The sequence below is a fragment of the Zymobacter sp. IVIA_12111.31 C1 genome (genome assembly GCF_047495495.1).
GTDB lineage: Bacteria > Pseudomonadota > Gammaproteobacteria > Pseudomonadales > Halomonadaceae > Zymobacter.
On record NZ_CP179930.1, the window covers coordinates 1,428,669 to 1,447,685 of the forward strand.

The window sequence follows — 19,017 nt, forward strand, 5'->3', positions numbered from 1 at the left end:
CTCCGACCAATATCATGTTCAATACGCTGGCGTCATGCAGGCCGCGTTCAGCATGCCAACGCTCACGGAAACGGCGGCCATATAGATACCGGCGGCCACTTCATCACGTTCAATGCGCGCCGACAGTGTCTTCATCGTGAGAGACGTTACGATGAAGGACAGTAGCTGAACCACCAAGGCCACGGTTGCCCAGATAGCAAAATCCATGAGCGAGGTGGCATGGGCGATGACGTTGCTGACTGGCAACGCGAAACCGATCAGCGTACCACCCAGTGCAATGGCTGCGGCCAGATTGCCCTGACGGATAAGCTTGAATTCGTGATGCGGGGTGATGAGGGTATAGATGATCTGGAAAACGATGAAGAACGCAATGGCGCTCCCCATGTACGCCATGAAAGAAGGAAGGCCGACCAGTGATCCACTGAACGTCATGTTGGTGTTCCCCTATTAAGTGTCTGGATGGCAGTGCTATGCCAACAAGGATGGCGATTGCCGCGTGCTGCACGACAAGAGCTTTATCCCCGAATCAGATGACCTGAATGTCGCTGGGCATCAGCGTGACGCCGCGAGAGGTCGTGATACTGATATTACCTTCAGCGTCCTCTTCCACCGAAAACAGTAGGAATTCGCGGCGATCCGTAAGGTCGATATCGCGCGCATACAGCATGCTAAGGTGATTGATTTTATAGTGTTCTTCCGGGCTACGCACCTGCTCAACCAACGGCACGAGCTCTGTCTGCCCTTCTTCTGAGCCCCACTGACGATAGAACGTGCAGCCGTCATATTCGTATTCAGGAAGCCCGATATCGCTCTGTGGCCCCGCCAAGCGTTTGAGTTCGGTTTCACTGGTAACGGATAGGCTTTCTTCGTACACAAACAGGATCAGATCTTCACCCTGCGCATCACGTTGACCATGCGTGAGCACCTGCAGCCAGTAATCCTCGTCATCAAAATAGAAGCGATGAAGATAGGTGGACTGCCCGAGGTCGATGATGCCTGCGCTCCACACAGACTCTTGCGTAAACGGTTCGATCGGCGAGTGGTCGCGCATCAACAGTGGCAGCACGCTGTCGATAACGACAGTCGCTCCGGATTTCAGTTGAAACGGTGTAACGGCATCGGACGCTTCATCCGTGCGCTGACGACTTTCCCACAGGTTCTTGATAGTACCAAACAAACGAGACATGGGGCCTCACGACTCATCGGGTAGATGTACGATACCGCCGTGCCTGATGAAAGCGCACGGCGGTCATGAAAAGCATTGATATCCGCCAGTCACTGCTGACGGATAAGGCACCGCTTACTCGCTGTCGGCGTTGCGCGACGCCTTGAGGCGTTCCAGCACTGCACTGGCGGAGTTCGCCTGCGGTGTGATGCCGGCATCGCGCAGTTTCTGCTCGAGATCGCTGCCCGTACGCTCAGAGTCTAGTGCTTCTTGCGCTTCGAACTGTGCCTGTTGCTGCTGCTGGCGTTCCTTGAGGCGTTCCAGTGTCGATGCCGCGTTACCGACATTGCCTTGGGCACCGGTAGCAGCGCTCTGGGCTTTGGACTGAGCCTTCTGCACGCTGTCGCGTGCCTTGACGATATCCGCTTGATGGCGCAGTTCGCGAATCTGTTGTTCCGCTTTGCTGATGCTCTGGCGCATGTTGTCTACGCTAGAGGAAAATTCAGTCGCCAGCTGTTGTTCAGCATCGTGCTGAGTGGACAGATGGGCAATAGCTTCAGCGACCTCGGTTGCCAGATCTTCGCGACCCGCATCCAGGGCTTTCATCGCTTTACTTTCCAGATCCGCGATCTTAGCTGCCATTTCATCGCATTTCTGCGTTGCAACCTTGTGCTGGCCCATGATGCGAACCAGTTCCTGACGTGCCTGAGCCAGTGCGCTTTCAGCGTCACGGATTTCCTGATCCAGAATACGGAGGGCCTGTGTATCGACGATAGCTTCCCCTACTTCCGTTGCGCCGCCGCGAATGGCCGTCAGCAATTTCTTCCAGATACTCATATGTCATTCATCCTGTCGTTATAGATGGCCCATGATCGGAACCGATCCCTGCCAAAGGCATATAGTGTCGCTTTTTTAAGGACATAGGAGCAACTTTCTTTGTCCATAGTCCTCATCATGACATCACGTTGACCCTAATGATCGCAAGATGATGTCTTCTTACTGTGCTCGTTGGTACGTTTTTCGCTAGCCCAATGCAGAGATGGCGAGACGCAGCAAGGCCAGCCCTGTTGCTACCAGACCACCAACCACTGCGCCGTTGACACGAATCCACTGCATTTCTTGCCCAACCTTGTCCTCGATCTGCTTGACCATCTGATCGGTCGACATGCGTGCCGGTGATAGGGATTCTCGAACGATGTTGCCGACCACGTGAGGATAGCGTTCTAGCAAGCCGACGCACTGAATTCGCAGATACTCATCCCAGAACTGACGGCGTGCCGGTTCGACCAGCAAGAGTCGGACCTGATGCGATACAAAGGCATGGATCGTTTTCTGCAGGTGCATGTCGTTCGTCAGCAGCGATGACAGCTCGTTTTGAATGCGATGGGCCATCTGTTCGGCAGTATCGGCATGAGTCAGTACCGGCAGTACCCGCTGCCAGATCGTTTCAACCAGTTGGGCCGACTGCCCATTATGATCAGCTTTACGAACGGCAAGGAACAGCTGACGGCGAACGATACGACGTGTGGGGTGATGAGGATCTTCAGCCATATCCAGCAATTGCTGCTGCAACCCTGTTAACGCCTTTTCCAGCAGATAGCGCAGCTTATCGGCATCGTCGTCTCCTTTGAGGAAACGTTTGCCGATCCACAGCCGCGTGCGTGCCCAGGTGCTGCTTGTTGCCGAGAGTTGGAGCTGGTTCGCCAGTGAAGTGCTGACGCTGGCCATGATGCGCGGGTGTCTCTGAAGCATCTCGATCAGGCAAGCCATCCGTTGATACAACTGATCTTCCATGCCTGGATGGCGCAGCATGCGCAGCAGCCAAGGCGTCAATTTTTTCGGCAGCGGGCAGCGATGCAACGTGCGTTGCCAGAAACGGCACAGCATCAAGGTTACGCTAGAGTGCGTGACATGGTGAGCGAGAAAGGACAGTCCTCGTTGAGAGAGGTTTTCCAGACGCGTCATCCCACCTTGCTTGGCAAACAGGTAGCCCGCCAGCAGATCGCAGAACGATACACGGTCAAGCCAAGTACGGATGGCCGCCGGTGACAGCCAGCGGTTCTGTACCATATCGGCGATGCCTTCCGTCATCGACGCGCGTTTGCGTGCCAGTAGATGGGTATGGCGAGCCAGAAGAGGAATCGGGATGTAATGGAAGATCGCGGTGACCGCGAACCAATCGGCCAGACTGCCCACCAGCGCACCTTCAAAAAAGGCACGGATTAGCGTCAATAGACCATCGGGAAGTAAGCGAAAGTGCGAGGCGACCTCGGCCAGCACAAAGCCAACAAGGGAACAGCAAAGCGCAACGCCTCCACGGTGACGTGCAAGCCATGAACCGGTGGGCTTTGGGTTCGAATGCGGCATGTAAGGATCTCTCCTGAACAGAAACATGTAATACAAACAAAGGGAAAGGCGAGGCAGTACACACCGTTATCGGCATGAACCCTGTGACCTTTCCCTTTCCATTGCATAATACTATGTTTCTGCCGCTAGCCTATCCTAGCATTGCGTTCACGGCATCCTTCAGCAGCAGAACGTTGAGTACGATAATGACAAGGGCGATAAGCCATGCCACGGTGCGCATTCGCCAGCCAATGACAAACGGCCCCATTTCCTTGCGGTTCGATACAAACCATAGCAGAGGAATCACCGCAAAGGGTAACTGCAGCGATAGGATAACCTGGCTGAAGATCAGCAAGCGCCCTGCTCCTTGCTCACCGTACAGTGCGATCACGATCAACACGGGAATGATAGCTAGGGCCCGCGTCAGCAGTCGACGCAGTACCGGAGACATCCGCAGATTGAGAAAACCTTCCATCACGACCTGGCCTGCCAGTGTCGCCGTGATGGTCGAGTTCAGCCCCGATGCCAGCAAGGCGATACCGAACAGCGTGGCGGCACCGGTAGCGCCAACCAGCGGTGAAATCAGTTCGTAGGCCTGCTCGATTTCCGTTACCACGTTGCCTGAGCGAAAGAAGACAGCTGCCGCCAGAATCAGTATGCCCGCATTGACGAACAACGCCATGATCAGCGACAGCGTACTGTCGAGCGATGCCCAACGGATGGCTTCGCGGCGCCCTTCTTCAGTACGTTCGAAGGCGCGCGTCTTAACCAGTGCCGAGTGCAAATACAGGTTATGTGGCATGACTGTCGCGCCGATGATTCCGATCGCGATATAGAGCATGTCGGATTGAGTGATGATGCGCTGGTCCGGCATCAAGAACCCGTGAGCGATCGCGGCAAATGACGGCTGGGCTAACACCAGTTCGATGGCAAAGCTGGTGAAGATGACGATCAGCATTGCCCCGACGAAGGCCTCCAGCCAGCGGAAGCCAAGACGGATCAGCATCAGCAGCAACAGCGTGTCGAGAATGGTTAGGATTGCCCCCATCCAAATCGGTAAACCAAACAGCAGCTTGATGGCGACCGCGGTTCCGATCACTTCTGCAAGATCGCACGCAATAATCGCCAGCTCGCAGAGAAGCCAGAGCGCGATATTGATCGGTCGGCTGCAATGGCGTCGGCAGGACTGAGCCAAGTCACGGTCTGTGGCAATACCCAATCGAGCGCACAGTGACTGCAGTACGATCGCCATCAGGCTGGATAGCAGCACGATAGACAGCAAGGTGTACCCAAAGCGCGAACCACCTTCCAGTGATGTCGCCCAGTTACCCGGGTCCATATACCCTACCGATACCATCAGTCCAGGACCGATGAAAGCGAGAAAGCGTCGTGCCTTGCCCGCCCCTTGTGGTAGCGAAATCTGAGAGGCAGCCAGCTCATCGTAGTGTTTAGTGCGAGAGGATTGACTCACGATAGGCCTCTATCTAGTTGGTATTCAAAAGAAATTTACCCGTAAAGTTACCTAGATCCTATTTTGAAACGACAAGATCAAAGTTTTACCCCGGTTAAATTATAGATTGAGAGGACACGTTGCAAGAGAGAACAGCGAGAAAATATCTATCCAATTGGTAGGGATAACTAATGAGACTATAGGCTAGTGTTGTTAGGTTGTTTGTTTTGAGCAAAGATAACGGTATATTTATATAAAGAATCACGTAATGCGTACAAAGAAAAAGGCGGCCTCCTTAACAGAGGCTCGCCTTTCGCGAACACCACCCATCGCTACGAATAGTAAGCGTTGCTGGTATCCGTATGGTCAGTAACGTCACGTACACCCTTGAGTTCAGGAATACGCTCAAGCAACGTACGCTCTACCCCGTCCTTGAGGGTCAGGTCGACAGCGGAGCACCCTTGGCACCCACCACCGAACTGTAGAATAGCGATGTTGTCTTCAGTGACTTCGACCAGCTTGATTTCGCCGCCATGAGACGCAAGCCCGGGGTTGATCTCGGCATACAGCGTGTAGTTGATGCGATCCGCCAGTGGGCTGTCTGCGCTAACCTTCGGCATCTTAGCGTTGGGCGCCTTGATGGTGAGCTGCCCACCCATGCGGTCGGCGCTGAAATCGACTTCAGCCTCTTCTAGGAACGAAGCACTATTGGCCTCGATGTAGAGCGGGAACGGGCCAAGGTCGAACTTCAGATCCCCTGCTTCTTCTTCATTCGGGCGGCAGTATGCCAGACAGGTCTCGGCGCGCGGGGTGCCCGGTTGGGTCACGAATACGCGAACGCCGATGCCCTCGACTTCCTGTCGCGCCAGCAGCTCGGCAAGATAGTCGCGAGCCGCATCGGAAATGGCTATCGGGTTGTGCGGCGCTGTCTGGACGGCCGTGGATGACGTCATGAACGTTCTCCGACTTAGTTAGGCTGTTATGTACATGGTACGCCATCCGACGCTGAATACAAAGTCCTACAAAAATAGTCGGAAAAGCAATTTAACCTTAACAGCATGGTGTAGGAAGAGACCTTACTTTCGCACTGACAGGACTGAGCGGAAGTATACAGAAAATGGGGGTAACACGCTGAAAAAGCAAGGGATGGTGTGCGTTAGTACCGAGCAATGAACAAGGGGTGAGGTACCCCAGTGCACCATTATGTGACAAAGCACCACGCTGACGAACATCGAAGTAGCTGCCATAAATAGGGTAGCCGCATATTCATCGCAGCACGCGGCCAGGGAGCGGAATGGCCACTGTTGATATTGGCGCAAGGCTAACGTCTTGCGGATTGAAACAGTCGATGCCTGAGTCCGCTCCCTTTTTATTCATGCCATCAAGCCCCTGCATGATGGGTATATAGCATCACACAAATGGCCGCCCCTATTCGCATTCAGAGTCTGCCAGATTTTTGCTAAGGGCTGATACTACCGCACGGTACATACGCGCCAGCGCCCTTCCCTAAGCCCCATCCTCTTACTGTCTCAACGAACCGTTCAGCAAGCGCTGCCTGGTATCTCACACCGCCACACGCCCCAAGAGGATCCATGGCGCAAATATCCGCTTGGCACAGACAGCTGACTTTCATCGTTCGTGGCGTACAGCATGGGAGGTAGCGGGAAAATTGCCGCGTGTCATCGGCGACGCTCCCACCCTTGGGTTTGTCAGGCAAAGGCGCTTTACGGACATACCGCACTCAAGGCCTTTGCCTGTCTCGCCGATCACTTGATCAGGCTAAGAAATTCTTGGCGGGTACGATGGTTTTCACGGAAGCCGCCACGCATCACAGAGGTGGTCATGCTGGAGTTCTGTTTCTGCACGCCGCGCATCATCATGCACATATGGCGAGCTTCGATCACGACGGCGACCCCTTTGGCACCCGTCACCTCTTCAACAGCCTGAGCGATCTGCAGCGTCAACTGTTCCTGGATCTGCAGACGGCGCGCATACATATCGACGATACGTGCGAACTTGGACAGCCCCAACACCTTGCCGTTAGGCAAATAGGCAATATGGCAGCGACCGATAAACGGCAAAATATGGTGCTCGCACAGCGAGTAAAGCTCAATGTCCTTGACCAGCACCATTTCATCGCTTTCGCTGGTAAAGACCGCACCGTTAACGACCTCTTCGAGCGACAAGCCATAGCCGTGGGTCAGGAACTGCATCGCCTTGGCAGCGCGTGAGGGAGTATCTACCAGCCCTTCGCGCTCTACGTCTTCACCCAGCAGGGTAATAACGTCGCGGTAGTGGTCGGTGAGCGCATCTGTCGTGGTCTTGTTGTCTGTATCACTCATGAGAATCTTGTCTGCTCCCAAACGGAATCATCGGCCAGAAGGTTGAAGGCCGGGAAGTATACCGCACTCATCTCGGTGAGCGCAGTGTCAAGCCAGCTGAAGAGGTGACGCAAGCACCTGGGCCTGCCCTTCCAGCATGCGAAGGTGCTCGTCCCAGAAGTTGCTTTGCTTGATATCAGGAAACGCGACAGGAAATGCAGGGTCGCTCCAGCGCGCAAGCAGCCACGCGGCGTGGCGCATAATACGCAATGTGGCCAGTGGTTCGATCAGTGCCAGCTGACGACGATCGAAGTCATGCCACGATTCGTAGCCCTCGATCAGCTCAGACAGCTGCTGACGGCGCTCGTCGTCACGATCCCCGCTCAGGAACATCCAGAGATCTTGAACTGCAGGTGCTGTCAGACAGTCATCGAAATCCACCAGCACAAAGCCGTGTTCGGCATCGCCAAGCACATTGCCAATATGGCAGTCGCCATGAACGGGGTGGCAGGCCAGCTTCTGCTGTGGCAGTGCGTCGAATGCACGTAACAGTGAATCTGTCACACGCTGGTAGGCCTCGCGCTGGAATGCCGACAGCGGTGCCGACGCCAACACGGTATCGCGCGCCTGTCGCGCCATAACGCCCCATTCCAGCCGCGGACGATTAGGCAGCGTGCAGCGCTGCGCAACACTGTGCAGTTTGCCGATCAGCTCACCCAGTGCAAAAAGATCATCCGGTGTATCCAGTGACGGTGCTCTACCAGCAATATGCTGGAAGATCGCTAGGCGATACCCATCAACCTGATGCAACGTCTGCCCATCGTTGTCGTGCCACAGCGTACCGACGGCGACATCTTCCTCCGCCAAAGCGGTGATGAAGCGATGTTCGTCCAGAATAGCCGCGTCGCTCCAACGCTCCGGGCGGTAAAACTTGGCCACCCAACGCTGCCCATCATCATCGCGAAACAGGTACACCCGATTTTCGTAGCTGTTCAAGGCAAACGGTTCAGATTGAAGATAGAACCCGAGCGACTCGATAGCGTTCGCTACACGATCGGGTGAAAGGTGGGCAAAGGGTGCTGTGGTTTCGGACATGAACACGATCTCTGGGTAGCCAGCCACAATGAGTGGACCTGATGAATCAAGCATACCTGTTCCCCCTATCAATAGCACGACCAGAGCAGAGCCATCGGCTTTGTGCAGCGAGTAGGGAAAAAACGCGCTCGCTCAGCATTGGCTTTCGATAAGCGAAGATCAAGGAGTACGCTTGGCCTCTATGGCGACAGTGCCTGTCTGGGCCAGTATTCTTGAGCGCCTCCTTACTACCAGGCTGGTAATTCGCGTACAGTGTTTCCTATACTCGACGCAGTCAATGTGACTGATATTGCGTTCTTCTTTTCCTGAATCTTCAACTGGAGCCAGACAGTGGCATTTCTGAACCTCAGACACACCTTACTGTTCTCCGTGGGCCTGTTGGCCGCCGCTCATTCCTTTTCGGCCATGGCAGATGTTACGGATTTCGAAGCCCTAGACGACCCCAGCACTGCTAAAAAACCCTTCGATGGTAAAGCCCAACTAGGGTATACCGGCCATTCGGGCAACACCGATTCCAAGACGCTCAACGCCGGGGCCTACGCGACGTGGTTCCGCAAGGATCACTCCTACAGTATCTGGGCCAATGCCAATAGCGCCTCCAGTGATGACGAAACGACGGCTGAGCGCTATCAGTTGGGTGGCCGTACTCGCTACAACCTGACCAACCGCAACTACCTGTTCGGCCAGCTGCGCTGGACCAGCGACCGCTTTGCGGGCTATCATTCTCGTACCGTGCTGGCCGGCGGTTATGGTCGTCAGATTCTGGTAGGGCCGCCTCACTCGCTGTCCGTCGAAGCTGGTCCGGGTATTCGTCACGATGACCTGACCTCTGGCGGCAGCGATACGCGTCTGATCGCCTACGGCGCGATGAATTACGCCTACCATATCTCCGACACGGCCAACTTCACCCAGCGTATCGGCCTACAGTACGCGGGCAATAACACGACCACCGATTCGGAATCCGCGTTGAACGTCAGCATCAACAAAGACTTCACTCTGCGTCTGGCCTATGCCATTGAGCACAACAGCAATCCGCCAGCGGACACAACGCATAAGACCGACAGCACGACGACCGTCTCGCTGATCTACGGTTTCTGATCCACTCTTCGACAGCGCAAAAATACGGCGCTGCTTCAGAAGACGAAAAAGCCACCCGCAGGTTCTCGGGTGGCTTTTTTAATTTCGGGAAGCTCGCTGTACATCGTCCAGAACGGTGCGTTCACTCTAGACGGTATACAAAGCCCACTGCCACTCACCATGACAGACCACGATACGTCTACCGGGCGCCCGCCGCTTCATCATCTTTTTGATGACATGACGCTTGCGGAGACGCATTGGCAGTCATGGTATGCAGGTATTGGGGCGATGCCCACGAAGATACGCCGTACGCCAAGATATCTATCACGGTGAGCCGGGCGCGCGGCTAGGCGCTGAGCGACACCGGTACATGCGCGGCACGCGCCAGACGTTCGATATGGGCCTTCTGACGCTCATCCAAGCGACAACGCATGGTCATAAAGCCAGGAATGTCAGGGTCGACGGCGAGTGCCCAGAATCCAAAGCGGGTATAGAGGTGGTAGGCGGGATTATCGCGGAAGACGCGCAGCTCTACAGTGCGCACGCCCTGCCGATAGCACTCAAGCAGCCAGCTGGAAAGCAGAGCCGTGCCAATGCCGTGGCCGCGATAGCCTTCGTCGAGCTGAAATTCGCACAGGTGGGCATGCTCGCCGCTGAGCGTCCATGACAGCAGCCCATGCACACCGTGGCGGGGACGCCACAGCAGGCCGTGCTGGGTTGGCCAGTGCTTGAGAAATACGGAAAGGCTGAAGCGCATGTCGCGTGCCTTCCAGTAGGACCTCATATTGCGACTGACGAGGCGTCCGGCAGCGCGCGCATCTCGCCCGCTGCCCTCACGGGCCCAGGTCCATCCGGCAGGCAGTGGCGTCGTACGCCACAGCGTTGAGGAATCAGGTCGTTGCGTCATTGCCATGGCAGCATGTCCATGTGTGAAATAAATCTGGCCGTCTTAGCGTGCGCAGCAAAGGCGCGCCGTTCAGGCACAGCATTCGAACGGGTCATTCCATGTTAACGGCAGGCGGCAGCGCTGCCCAATGAGGGATATCTCTTATGCTGATGGGGTCAAGGCTATCAGCGGAAGCCATAAACGACATCGCCCACGCGGTTGGCATGGGCGATGACATCGACGCACAGAGGGTGCGTCGAGAAAGGCTTAGCGGTTGTCTTCCGCAGTGCCGGACTGTGAATCAGGCAGCGTGGACGGTTTGGCCGCGTCGCTGCTGTTCATGTTCGACATGTCGTCGGTCTGATCCGCCGGCAGAGCCGTATTGCTGCCAGCAGCATCGGTAGCGGCCGGCGCTGTAGTCGTATCGGTAGTCGTGGTCGTTGTGCTGGACGCAGGCGCTTCCGGTGCCGTCTGCTGCGTAGTGGTGGTGGTCGTGCTGGCTTCCGGTGTTACCGGTGCAGCGTCATCATGTTTCTGGCAGCCTGCCAGTGCCATCGCACCTACAACCCCAACAACACTCGCCCACATCATTGATTTTTTCATCGTTGCCTCTCCTTAGCTAAAACGATATGCATCGCTGCGCTGTATCTTCCAGCGATACGTCGTGCGCAGTAGCGCATATCTTAATGCGGTGCGTCAATCCTCCTTATGGAAGACGTCGGCATCCGCACTGATAAACTCTTCTGCATCAGCGTCACGGGGACTATCCCCCAAGTTTCGCAGCAGAAGCTTGCAATTCTTCGGCAGCGTCACGTCCAGCGCCAGCGGCTGAACCTGCATGCTGATATGTTCGTATTCCTGCATTTCGCCATCGAGATTGATCGGCATCGCCTCATCGCACTCAAATTCAAGACTGGGCACCTGAAAATAGCGCACCAGGTTGCCGTTGGGAGCCAAGCGTTCGAGGTCACGAATCAGGCGCGGTAATTCCCAAACACGGAACGACTTCAACACCAGTACGTCTAGAAGACCATCGTCGATGTAGGCGCGCGGTGCCAACTCCTGTGCGCCCCCTGCCTGTCGCCCATTGCCGATCGCAAAGATGACCGTCGATACGTCTTCTTCAAGTCCCGGTAGCTTCAGACGTCCCTTATAGGGGGAAAAGTTCAAGAACCGAAACGCGCCGACCAGTGAGTAGGCCCCACCGCCCAGCGTCTTCTTCAACGCGGCTGGCGTGGAGGCCGTTACCTTGGCACCAAATCCACCCGACGCCATGTTTAGAAAATAGACATCGTTGATCAAGCCAACGTCGATGGGAAACGACGTACCGCGTACGGCAAAGGTCAATGCTTCACCCGGATCGGCAGGAATGCCTGCCGCCGTCGCAAAATCGTTGGCCGTGCCCAGCGGAACGATGCCCAGTGTTGGGCGCTGATCCGGTGTCAGTGCCATCAACCCGTTTACCGCTTCGTGCAGCGTGCCGTCTCCACCACCGACGATCACACGGCGACACTCTTGCGCGGCCGCTTCATGAATGAAGCGCGCGACATCGCCTGCTTCCCACGTCACCCGGACGTCCAGCGGTATGCCTTCCTTGCGCAGCTGCATGACGGTTCTGCGCAATGTGGGATGTTCATTGGACTTGCCATTGATGATCAGCAGCATGTGGGGTAACGCTCCTTCAACCTCCAACAGGACTCAATCGGAATCCGACCAGATGCTCCATATCGCGGAACTGTCGACACAGGACAGCCAAGGCATCACGGGACCATGTCAGCACGACCATCTGATACTCGAAGGTCTGAGTGGCATAGCTCATGTGATAGCTCATGCTAACCACGCGGCAGCCCAGCTGTTCGATATGCGCTCGTAATTCGCTTTCGTCGGGCACCTGATGGCTGGGGAACTTGAGCGAGGCACTCACGAAGCGCTGCCGGTGCATATGACTTTCCACCCAGCGAAAAGTTGCCAACGTCATCAAGGTGATAAAGGTCGTCAGCAGCGCAGGCCACCAGAACCCCATTCCCACCAGCACCCCAATCGATGCGGTAATCCAGATGGACGCGGCCGTCGTCAGACCGCGTACCGTCAAACCTTCCTTGAGGATCACGCCGGCCCCGAGAAACCCGATACCGGTCATGATGCCCTGCGCCATGCGCGTCGGGTCCGTCTGTACGTGCCCGATCCCCGCAGGCAGCCATAAGTGCTGATATGTCGTGATCAGCGTCAACAGTGCCGACGACACGCACACCAGAGCGTGTGTCCGAAACCCAGCGGCGCGACCGTGGAAGCTGCGCTCCAGTCCGATCAGGCTACCGATGCCCCACGCCACAAGCAGGTGGACAAGGATACCGCCCCATTCCGCTCCCAGCACTGTCTCGATCATGCTGCCGCCCCTTTCATGATGATGGCTTCCACAGAGGATATAGCGTGTTCTAACGGCCTATGGAATGAATCGTAACGTTTTTTGTCGCTCGCCAGAACCTGAAAATGCGCACTAGATGAAAAAGAGTGCATCGAACGTGCTGGCATCTCCACTGTCAACCACTATAACGACTACTGGTTGACATCTCGAAGGGTGCGCGACAGACTTTGCCCCATTTCCGTCTTCAGGAGCCGACATGACCGATATCACCGCCCCCCGCCACGACTGGACGCGCCAAGAGATCGACGATCTGTTGAAGCGCCCGTTCCACGAACTGCTGTACCTTGCCCACACTGTGCATCAACAGAATTTCGACCCGAACGACATCCAGATCTCGATGCTGATCTCAATCAAGACGGGGGCATGTCCTGAAGACTGCAAGTACTGTCCCCAGTCGGGCCACTACACCACGGGCGTCGATAAGGAACGCCTGATGAAGGTCGAGAAGGTGATTGAAGAAGCACGCAAGGCCAAAGCGGCAGGTGCGACGCGCTTCTGCATGGGCGCGGCCTGGAAACATCCGACCACACGCGACTGGCCCTATGTGATTGAGATGATCAAGGGCGTACGCGCGCTGGGAATGGAAACCTGCATGACACTGGGCCAGCTCAATGAAGATCAGGCTCATGCACTCGCCGATGCCGGTCTTGATTACTACAATCACAATATCGATACGTCGCCGGAATATTACAGCTCCATCATCACCACACGCCGCTTCGAAGATCGTCTCGACACGCTGGCGAACGTGCGCAAGGCGGGCATGAAGGTCTGCTGTGGCGGGATCGTCGGCATGGGTGAATCGGCCTTCGACCGCGCGGGCTTCCTGCAACAGTTGGCCAATCTTGATGAACACCCGGAAAGCGTGCCGATCAATATGCTGGTCAAAGTCAAGGGCACCCCGCTTGAGGATGTCGAGGATATCGACCCCATTGAGTTCATTCGCGTGATCGCCACTGCCCGTATCCTAATGCCGCACTCCCGCGTGCGTCTGGCCGCTGGCCGCGCTCAGATGACCGATGAACTGCAAGCAATGGCGTTCTTCGCTGGGGCCAACTCGATCTTCTACGGCGAGAAGCTGCTGACCGCCGGCAACGCCGCAACCGAACATGACATGAAGCTGCTGGAGCGCCTTGGCATGCGCGGTGTGCCTCACCACGAAGCATTTGATGACGATACGCTGGATCTGGCTATCGAGCAGTCAATCGCGTCGCAGCGCTTCGCCGACATCGCGACCGACGCCGCAGCGAACTGACCGTCATGATGGGAATTCCTTTTGCCTCCGATCTGAAAGCGGCGCTTGATGAGCGCCGTCAGGCCCAATGCCTCCGTCAGCGTAGAACACTGACGCTGGCTTCGCCTGCGTACGATATGGCCGGCAACGATTATCTGGGGCTGGCCCGCGATCCCCGTATCGTAGCAGCGCTGGCCGATGGTGCTCGGCGCTACGGCGCCGGTAGTGGTGCCTCAGCGCTGGTCACGGGACAGACCGATGCCCATGCACAGCTGGAAGGCCTGTTGGCCGACTGGCTGGGACGAGAAGATGCACTGGTTTTCCCGAGCGGCTTTCAAGCCAACCTCGCCATCCACGATGCACTACTGTCACAGGGTGATGTCGTACTGGGTGATCGGCTCAACCATGCGTCGCTGCTGGATGGCGCGCGATTGAGCGGGGCACGCCTCAAACGCTACCCGCATTTAGACATGGCGGCGCTCGAACGACGCCTGCAGCACGAACGTGAACAGCACATCTCGACCGGCCATAACGGACGCGTTGCCGTGGTCAGTGATGGGCTGTTCAGCATGGACGGTGATACCGCGCCACTGCGTGATATGGTACGGCTCAGTCAGCAGCATAATGCTCTGCTGATTATCGATGATGCGCATGGCGTGGGCGTACTAGGGGCTACAGGTGCTGGACTGGCCGAAGCGGAGGGTGTGGATGCACCCCATGAAGTGCCGGTACTGGTCGGGACGCTCAGCAAAGCACTGGGGCTACAGGGAGCCTTTATTGCAGGCAGCCGGCTATTGATCGACACACTGGTGCAGTTTGCGCGTCCGTACGTCTATACCACCAGCCTATCTCCGGCCCTCGCCCATGCCGCCTGCACCAGCGTGGCCATTGCGCGCCAAGAACCGGAACGCCGCGCTCAGCTTGAACACAACATAGCCCTCTTCCGTGCGCTGGCGGCACAGGCCGGACTGCCACTGACGGCCTCAACCAGCCCGATTCAGCCCCTCATCGTGGGTGACATTCCCACCGTAATGGCTATGCGCGATGCGGCAGCGGCTCACGGCTTCCAGATCGGTGCCATCCGTCCCCCGACCGTGCCCGAGGGCACCGCCCGTCTGCGCGTCACGCTGTCAGCGATCCATACACCGGCGCTGCTGACTCAGCTAGTCGACATACTGGCCACGACCTATGCGGCGCACACTGCTCTACGCGGAGGAGCCTCATGCTGACCTTCGTACTGCTCAAAGGCTGGGGCTTTACCGCCGAGGTCATGATGCCCCTGCGTGACGCTCTGCAGAAGCATTTTCCAGACGCTCAGTACGCTATTCCCATCCAATACTGTTCATCCATACAGCATGATGGTGATATACAGGAATGGCGTGACCAGTGGCTACCCCGTGAGGCTCTATCGTCCCCCGACGCAAGGGTCTGTTACCTGGGCTGGTCACTCGGTGGACTGCTGGCATCGCGGCTGGCAGCGTTGCCGGATGCACGCACGGCCACACTGATAACGCTGGGCACCAACCTGCGTTTCGTAGCCGATGATCACTGGCCTTGCGCCATGCCGCCACACGATTTTAAGGGCTTCGCACAGGCCTGGCAGCGCCGCCCGCAGGACACCCTGCGCCACTTTGCTCGCATGGCACTGCAGGGCTGTTCCAACCCTCGTGCGCTGCGGACAATGATGGATGATTGGCTCGATTTCACCCTGCCGATTGATGACGGTCAGCGCCAGCTTGGATGGCTTCAGAGTACCGATTTATCGTCATACTGGACAAATAAACAGTATTCATGTCATCACTTTTTTGCCGCTCACGATGCGCTGGTGCCGTGCACGGCACCAGCCGAGCTAGCAGCGCGAGGCATGCAAAGCGATGTGCTGAACGATGCAGGTCACTTGCTACCGGTGACGCACACCGAGCACATTGCCCGTCAAATAGCAGACCTGCTCAAGGACGGTGCCGACACATGACGGCTATGGCTTCCTCCTCTTCGCGGCACAGCGATATCGGTAGACGCTTTGCACAGGCCGCCGCCACCTATGACGGTGCGGCCGTGCTACAACGCGGCATTGCTGAAAGCCTGCTTGCCCAGACGCAGCGACTGCTGCCAAGCCCATCATCGAATGAACGCTGGATCGACGTGGGCTGCGGCACGGGCTATCTGACCCAGCGTCTGGCCCGACAGCGTGCACCACACGCCGGCCCGCTATGGGGTATCGATATCGCACACCCCATGCTGCTGCAGGCACGGTCTTCGCGCAGCAACGCTATACAGTGGCTGCAGGCCGACGCTGCTCGCCTGCCTTTTAGCACCGATAGCGTCGACCGGTTTTATTCAAGCCTTGCGCTTCAGTGGCTTGACGATCTGGGGCTATTTTTGGAAGAAGCCTATCGTTGTCTGCGCCCCGGCGGTTGGCTGTCGTTCTCGACACTGGGCGATGACACCCTGCGTGAACTGCGCCAGCTCCAGCAGCAGGTGAGCGGCCAACCCCATCCCTCTTCATTCATGAGTGTGGAGCGACTCTGCGAGACGTTGCACCACAGTGCACTACAGCTGTCACATCACCGTCGTCAGTCCTTCTGTTGCCACTATGCTGATGTTATCCAGTTGATGCGTGGACTGTCGCGATTGGGCGCTCAGGGACCGACACCTTCACAGCGCGGGCTGAAGGGGCGCGCATGGCTGCGTCAGCTAACGGCAGCCAGTGATGACGTCCGCGCGCCACAGGGAATCCCTGCCCGCTATGACACGCATTTTGTGATTCTGCACAAACCGCGCTGAATGCTGTCCTAGCGGTAAACCGGCTTTCTTTTTCATTCTTCGATAAGGAGCGTCACGATGTCTTCTTTCGCCTTTTTCGTTACCGGCACCGATACGGAAGTCGGTAAGACGGCCGTCAGCTGTGCCCTGCTCTACAAAGCCCACCAACAGGGACTAACGACGGCCGCCAGCAAGCCCGTAGCCTGTGGCACCGAAATGACTGCTGAAGGACCGCGCAATGAAGATGCCGTTGCCCTGCATCAGCAATGCCATCCTTCGCTGACACTCGAAGAGATCAATCCCGTACTGTTCGATGCCCCCACATCGCCGCACATTGCCGCGGCGGAAGCCGGTGCCACACTCAGCGTCGAGCGCATGCTGCCCCCCATTCGGGAGATCCTGACGCTGCGCCGTCAGTTCACGTTGGTAGAAGGAGCAGGCGGCTGGTACGTCCCCATCAATGATCATGAAGACTTATCCGATGTTGCTATCGCTCTGGATCTGCCGCTGATACTGGTCGTCGGCATCAAGCTGGGCGCATTGAACCACGCCTTTCTAACCTACGAAGCACTCAAGAGCTCGGGCCTGCCGATTGCCGGCTGGGTTGCCAACAGCGTGACACCACCGCCCTCCGAGCACTGTCTTGATCAGTACCTCGACATTTTGCATCACCGACTGGAAGCGCCTTGCCTGGGCATCGTGCCATTTATGGAGAACCCGCAGCCCGAGGCCATCGCGCAGCACCTCGACCTGACACCGCTGCTGGATGACTAAACGACCGCCTTCTGTCCATCGCCATACGCCATAGGAAACCTCATGTCTGAGCCACGACTGAACGACCCGCATACCCCCCTCAATCGCACGTGGATGCAGCGCGACCTGAACGCACTCTGGCACCCGTGTACCCAGATGAAGGATCACGAGCACTATCCGCTCATTCCTGTGCGGCGCGGTGAAGGCGTATGGCTGGAAGACATGGCGGGCCAGCGCTACCTAGATGCCATCAGCTCGTGGTGGGTCAACATCCTTGGTCACGCCAATCCGCGTATCAACGCCAAGCTGCGCGCGCAGATGGACAAGCTCGAGCATGTGATTCTGTCCGGCTTCACGCATGAGCCAGTCATCCAGCTTTCTGAACGTCTGGGGCGCATCACGCCGGAAGGACTGGGCCATTGCTTCTACGGTGACAACGGTTCTGCCGCCATCGAAATCGCGCTGAAGATGAGCCTGCACTACTGGCGCAATATTGGGCGTCCCGAAAAGCGCCGCTTCCTGACCATCACCAACGGCTATCACGGTGAAACGGTCGGTGCGTTGTCGGTCAGCGATCTGGGGCTGTACGCCGCGCCGTATGAGTCGCTACTGTTTGACGTGCTGAAAGTGCCTTCGCCGGACTGTTTCGGTCTGCCACGTGAACAGTGGGACGAGCACGCGGCGCGCATGTTCGTGCATATGGAACAAGCCGTGGCGCAGCACGCGCACGAGCTGGCCGCGGTCATTCTGGAACCGCTAGTGCAGTGTGCAGGCGGGATGCGTATGTATCCGCCCAGCTACCTGACCCGACTGCGCGCGCTGTGCGATCACCACGGAGTACAGCTAATCGTTGACGAGATCGCGGTGGGGTTCGGACGCACGGGCACACTATTTGCCTGTGAACAGGCAGGTATCCGCCCTGACTATCTGTGCCTGTCCAAGGCATTGACGGGCGGCTACCTGCCCTTGTCTGTGGTGCTCACCACCGATCAGATATACGACGCCTTCTATGATGACTACACCACGATGAAGGCGTTCTTGCATTCGCACAGTTACACGGGCAATGCGCTGGCCTGCGCCACTGCACTGGCCACGCTCGACATTCTGGAAGAAGACGATGTCATTGCAGGTAACCGTCACCGAGCACAGCGCATGGCCGCCGCGGCCGAGACCTTCCGTGCTCACCCTCATGTGGGAGACGTACGCCAGACGGGCATGATCGTGGCTATCGAAATGGTCAAGGACAAGGCCTCGCTGACACCGTTCCCGTTCGAGGAACGCCGGGGCATGCGAGCCTATGAAGTAGCGCTAGCACACGGTGTGCTGCTGCGCCCGCTGGGCAATGTGCTGTATTGGATGCCTCCTTATGTCATCAGCGATGACGAAATCGATCGCCTTGCCGACGTCACGGCGCTGGCGCTGGAAGCCGCCACAGCCCTCTAAGAACCGAGAGCAATTCATTACGACAGAAGGGCCGCCACAGTAGTTGTGGCGGCCCTTCTGTT

At 57.1% G+C, this 19,017-nt stretch carries 19 protein-coding genes; 7 read left to right on the plus strand and 12 right to left on the minus strand.

Features of this window, described 5'->3' with window-relative positions; all coding sequences use genetic code 11:
• Window positions 1-18 precede the first annotated feature (18 nt).
• The 8 genes from ACMHYW_RS06400 to ACMHYW_RS06435 form a co-directional block, all read right to left on the minus strand.
• Window positions 19-432, minus strand: coding sequence for a DUF350 domain-containing protein (locus tag ACMHYW_RS06400; RefSeq protein ID WP_414501390.1), 414 nt, complete (start codon window positions 430-432; stop codon window positions 19-21).
• Between the two features lie 94 nt (window positions 433-526).
• Window positions 527-1,186 (minus strand): DUF2491 family protein, encoded by a 660-nt coding sequence (locus tag ACMHYW_RS06405; RefSeq protein ID WP_414501391.1) that lies wholly within the window; start codon window positions 1,184-1,186, stop codon window positions 527-529.
• Between the two features lie 114 nt (window positions 1,187-1,300).
• Window positions 1,301-2,002: a PspA/IM30 family protein gene (locus ACMHYW_RS06410; protein ID WP_414501392.1), complete on the minus strand. Its 702-nt coding sequence runs from the start codon at window positions 2,000-2,002 to the stop codon at window positions 1,301-1,303.
• Between the two features lie 186 nt (window positions 2,003-2,188).
• A complete protein-coding gene (locus tag ACMHYW_RS06415; RefSeq protein WP_414501393.1) occupies window positions 2,189-3,532 on the minus strand; it encodes a DUF445 domain-containing protein in 1,344 nt (447 codons plus the stop codon).
• 130 nt (window positions 3,533-3,662) lie between these two features.
• On the minus strand, window positions 3,663-4,982 hold the full coding sequence (locus ACMHYW_RS06420; RefSeq protein ID WP_414501394.1) for an Nramp family divalent metal transporter: 1,320 nt from the start codon (window positions 4,980-4,982) through the stop codon (window positions 3,663-3,665).
• A gap of 311 nt (window positions 4,983-5,293) precedes the next feature.
• The gene (gene nfuA, locus ACMHYW_RS06425) at window positions 5,294-5,914 is read right to left on the minus strand and encodes a Fe-S biogenesis protein NfuA (protein ID WP_027705724.1); all 621 of its coding nucleotides are present in this window, start codon (window positions 5,912-5,914) and stop codon (window positions 5,294-5,296) included.
• Window positions 5,915-6,727: 813 nt separating this feature from the next.
• The gene (gene folE, locus ACMHYW_RS06430) at window positions 6,728-7,303 is read right to left on the minus strand and encodes a GTP cyclohydrolase I FolE (RefSeq protein ID WP_414501395.1); all 576 of its coding nucleotides are present in this window, start codon (window positions 7,301-7,303) and stop codon (window positions 6,728-6,730) included.
• A gap of 87 nt (window positions 7,304-7,390) precedes the next feature.
• Complete coding sequence (locus ACMHYW_RS06435) at window positions 7,391-8,431, minus strand: serine/threonine protein kinase (protein ID WP_414501396.1); 1,041 nt, start codon at window positions 8,429-8,431, stop codon at window positions 7,391-7,393.
• 276 nt (window positions 8,432-8,707) lie between these two features.
• Here ACMHYW_RS06435 and ACMHYW_RS06440 point away from each other — a divergent pair, with 276 nt between their 5' ends.
• Entirely contained in the window at window positions 8,708-9,475 is a 768-nt protein-coding gene (locus ACMHYW_RS06440) for a YdiY family protein (protein ID WP_414501397.1), read from the plus strand.
• A 325-nt stretch (window positions 9,476-9,800) separates the two neighbouring features.
• On the opposite strand, the gene ACMHYW_RS06445 is transcribed toward ACMHYW_RS06440, so the two are convergent.
• The 4 genes from ACMHYW_RS06445 to ACMHYW_RS06460 all read right to left on the minus strand — a co-directional run bounded on the left by ACMHYW_RS06445 (window position 9,801) and on the right by ACMHYW_RS06460 (window position 12,726).
• Entirely contained in the window at window positions 9,801-10,367 is a 567-nt protein-coding gene (locus ACMHYW_RS06445) for a GNAT family N-acetyltransferase (RefSeq protein ID WP_414501398.1), read from the minus strand.
• A 240-nt stretch (window positions 10,368-10,607) separates the two neighbouring features.
• On the minus strand, window positions 10,608-10,943 hold the full coding sequence (locus ACMHYW_RS06450) for a hypothetical protein (RefSeq protein ID WP_414501399.1): 336 nt from the start codon (window positions 10,941-10,943) through the stop codon (window positions 10,608-10,610).
• Window positions 10,944-11,036: 93 nt separating this feature from the next.
• A complete protein-coding gene (yegS, locus tag ACMHYW_RS06455; RefSeq protein WP_414501400.1) occupies window positions 11,037-12,005 on the minus strand; it encodes a lipid kinase YegS in 969 nt (322 codons plus the stop codon).
• Window positions 12,006-12,021: 16 nt separating this feature from the next.
• The gene (locus ACMHYW_RS06460) at window positions 12,022-12,726 is read right to left on the minus strand and encodes an MgtC/SapB family protein (protein WP_051524024.1); all 705 of its coding nucleotides are present in this window, start codon (window positions 12,724-12,726) and stop codon (window positions 12,022-12,024) included.
• A gap of 235 nt (window positions 12,727-12,961) precedes the next feature.
• Here ACMHYW_RS06460 and bioB point away from each other — a divergent pair, with 235 nt between their 5' ends.
• The 6 genes from bioB to ACMHYW_RS06490 are packed head-to-tail and all read left to right on the plus strand — an operon-like array spanning window position 12,962 to window position 18,955.
• Window positions 12,962-14,017, plus strand: coding sequence for a biotin synthase BioB (gene bioB / locus ACMHYW_RS06465; RefSeq protein WP_414501401.1), 1,056 nt, complete (start codon window positions 12,962-12,964; stop codon window positions 14,015-14,017).
• 5 nt (window positions 14,018-14,022) lie between these two features.
• Entirely contained in the window at window positions 14,023-15,225 is a 1,203-nt protein-coding gene (locus ACMHYW_RS06470; protein WP_414501402.1) for an aminotransferase class I/II-fold pyridoxal phosphate-dependent enzyme, read from the plus strand.
• Window positions 15,219-15,968: an alpha/beta fold hydrolase gene (locus ACMHYW_RS06475; protein WP_414501403.1), complete on the plus strand. Its 750-nt coding sequence runs from the start codon at window positions 15,219-15,221 to the stop codon at window positions 15,966-15,968. Before ACMHYW_RS06470 ends, ACMHYW_RS06475 begins: the two co-directional genes overlap by 7 nt.
• Window positions 15,965-16,780, plus strand: coding sequence for a methyltransferase domain-containing protein (locus ACMHYW_RS06480; RefSeq protein WP_414501404.1), 816 nt, complete (start codon window positions 15,965-15,967; stop codon window positions 16,778-16,780). Before ACMHYW_RS06475 ends, ACMHYW_RS06480 begins: the two co-directional genes overlap by 4 nt.
• Before the next feature lie 57 nt (window positions 16,781-16,837).
• Window positions 16,838-17,533, plus strand: a complete 696-nt coding sequence (bioD, locus tag ACMHYW_RS06485; RefSeq protein ID WP_414501405.1) for a dethiobiotin synthase — start codon at window positions 16,838-16,840, stop codon at window positions 17,531-17,533.
• Between the two features lie 42 nt (window positions 17,534-17,575).
• Complete coding sequence (locus ACMHYW_RS06490) at window positions 17,576-18,955, plus strand: adenosylmethionine--8-amino-7-oxononanoate transaminase (RefSeq protein ID WP_414501406.1); 1,380 nt, start codon at window positions 17,576-17,578, stop codon at window positions 18,953-18,955.
• Window positions 18,956-19,017: the final 62 nt, after the last annotated feature.

Coding starts and splice junctions, on each gene's coding strand:
- ACMHYW_RS06400 (WP_414501390.1), bottom strand. CDS start 432: ATGACGTTCAGTGGATCACTGGTCGGCCTTCCTTCTTTCATGGCGTAC.
- ACMHYW_RS06405 (WP_414501391.1), bottom strand. CDS start 1,186: ATGTCTCGTTTGTTTGGTACTATCAAGAACCTGTGGGAAAGTCGTCAG.
- ACMHYW_RS06410 (WP_414501392.1), bottom strand. CDS start 2,002: ATGAGTATCTGGAAGAAATTGCTGACGGCCATTCGCGGCGGCGCAACG.
- ACMHYW_RS06415 (WP_414501393.1), bottom strand. CDS start 3,532: ATGCCGCATTCGAACCCAAAGCCCACCGGTTCATGGCTTGCACGTCAC.
- nfuA (WP_027705724.1), bottom strand. CDS start 5,914: ATGACGTCATCCACGGCCGTCCAGACAGCGCCGCACAACCCGATAGCC.
- folE (WP_414501395.1), bottom strand. CDS start 7,303: ATGAGTGATACAGACAACAAGACCACGACAGATGCGCTCACCGACCAC.
- ACMHYW_RS06435 (WP_414501396.1), bottom strand. CDS start 8,431: ATGCTTGATTCATCAGGTCCACTCATTGTGGCTGGCTACCCAGAGATC.
- ACMHYW_RS06445 (WP_414501398.1), bottom strand. CDS start 10,367: ATGGCAATGACGCAACGACCTGATTCCTCAACGCTGTGGCGTACGACG.
- ACMHYW_RS06450 (WP_414501399.1), bottom strand. CDS start 10,943: ATGAAAAAATCAATGATGTGGGCGAGTGTTGTTGGGGTTGTAGGTGCG.
- yegS (WP_414501400.1), bottom strand. CDS start 12,005: ATGCTGCTGATCATCAATGGCAAGTCCAATGAACATCCCACATTGCGC.
- ACMHYW_RS06460 (WP_051524024.1), bottom strand. CDS start 12,726: ATGATCGAGACAGTGCTGGGAGCGGAATGGGGCGGTATCCTTGTCCAC.
- bioB (WP_414501401.1), top strand. CDS start 12,962: ATGACCGATATCACCGCCCCCCGCCACGACTGGACGCGCCAAGAGATC.
- ACMHYW_RS06470 (WP_414501402.1), top strand. CDS start 14,023: ATGATGGGAATTCCTTTTGCCTCCGATCTGAAAGCGGCGCTTGATGAG.
- ACMHYW_RS06475 (WP_414501403.1), top strand. CDS start 15,219: ATGCTGACCTTCGTACTGCTCAAAGGCTGGGGCTTTACCGCCGAGGTC.
- ACMHYW_RS06480 (WP_414501404.1), top strand. CDS start 15,965: ATGACGGCTATGGCTTCCTCCTCTTCGCGGCACAGCGATATCGGTAGA.
- bioD (WP_414501405.1), top strand. CDS start 16,838: ATGTCTTCTTTCGCCTTTTTCGTTACCGGCACCGATACGGAAGTCGGT.
- ACMHYW_RS06490 (WP_414501406.1), top strand. CDS start 17,576: ATGTCTGAGCCACGACTGAACGACCCGCATACCCCCCTCAATCGCACG.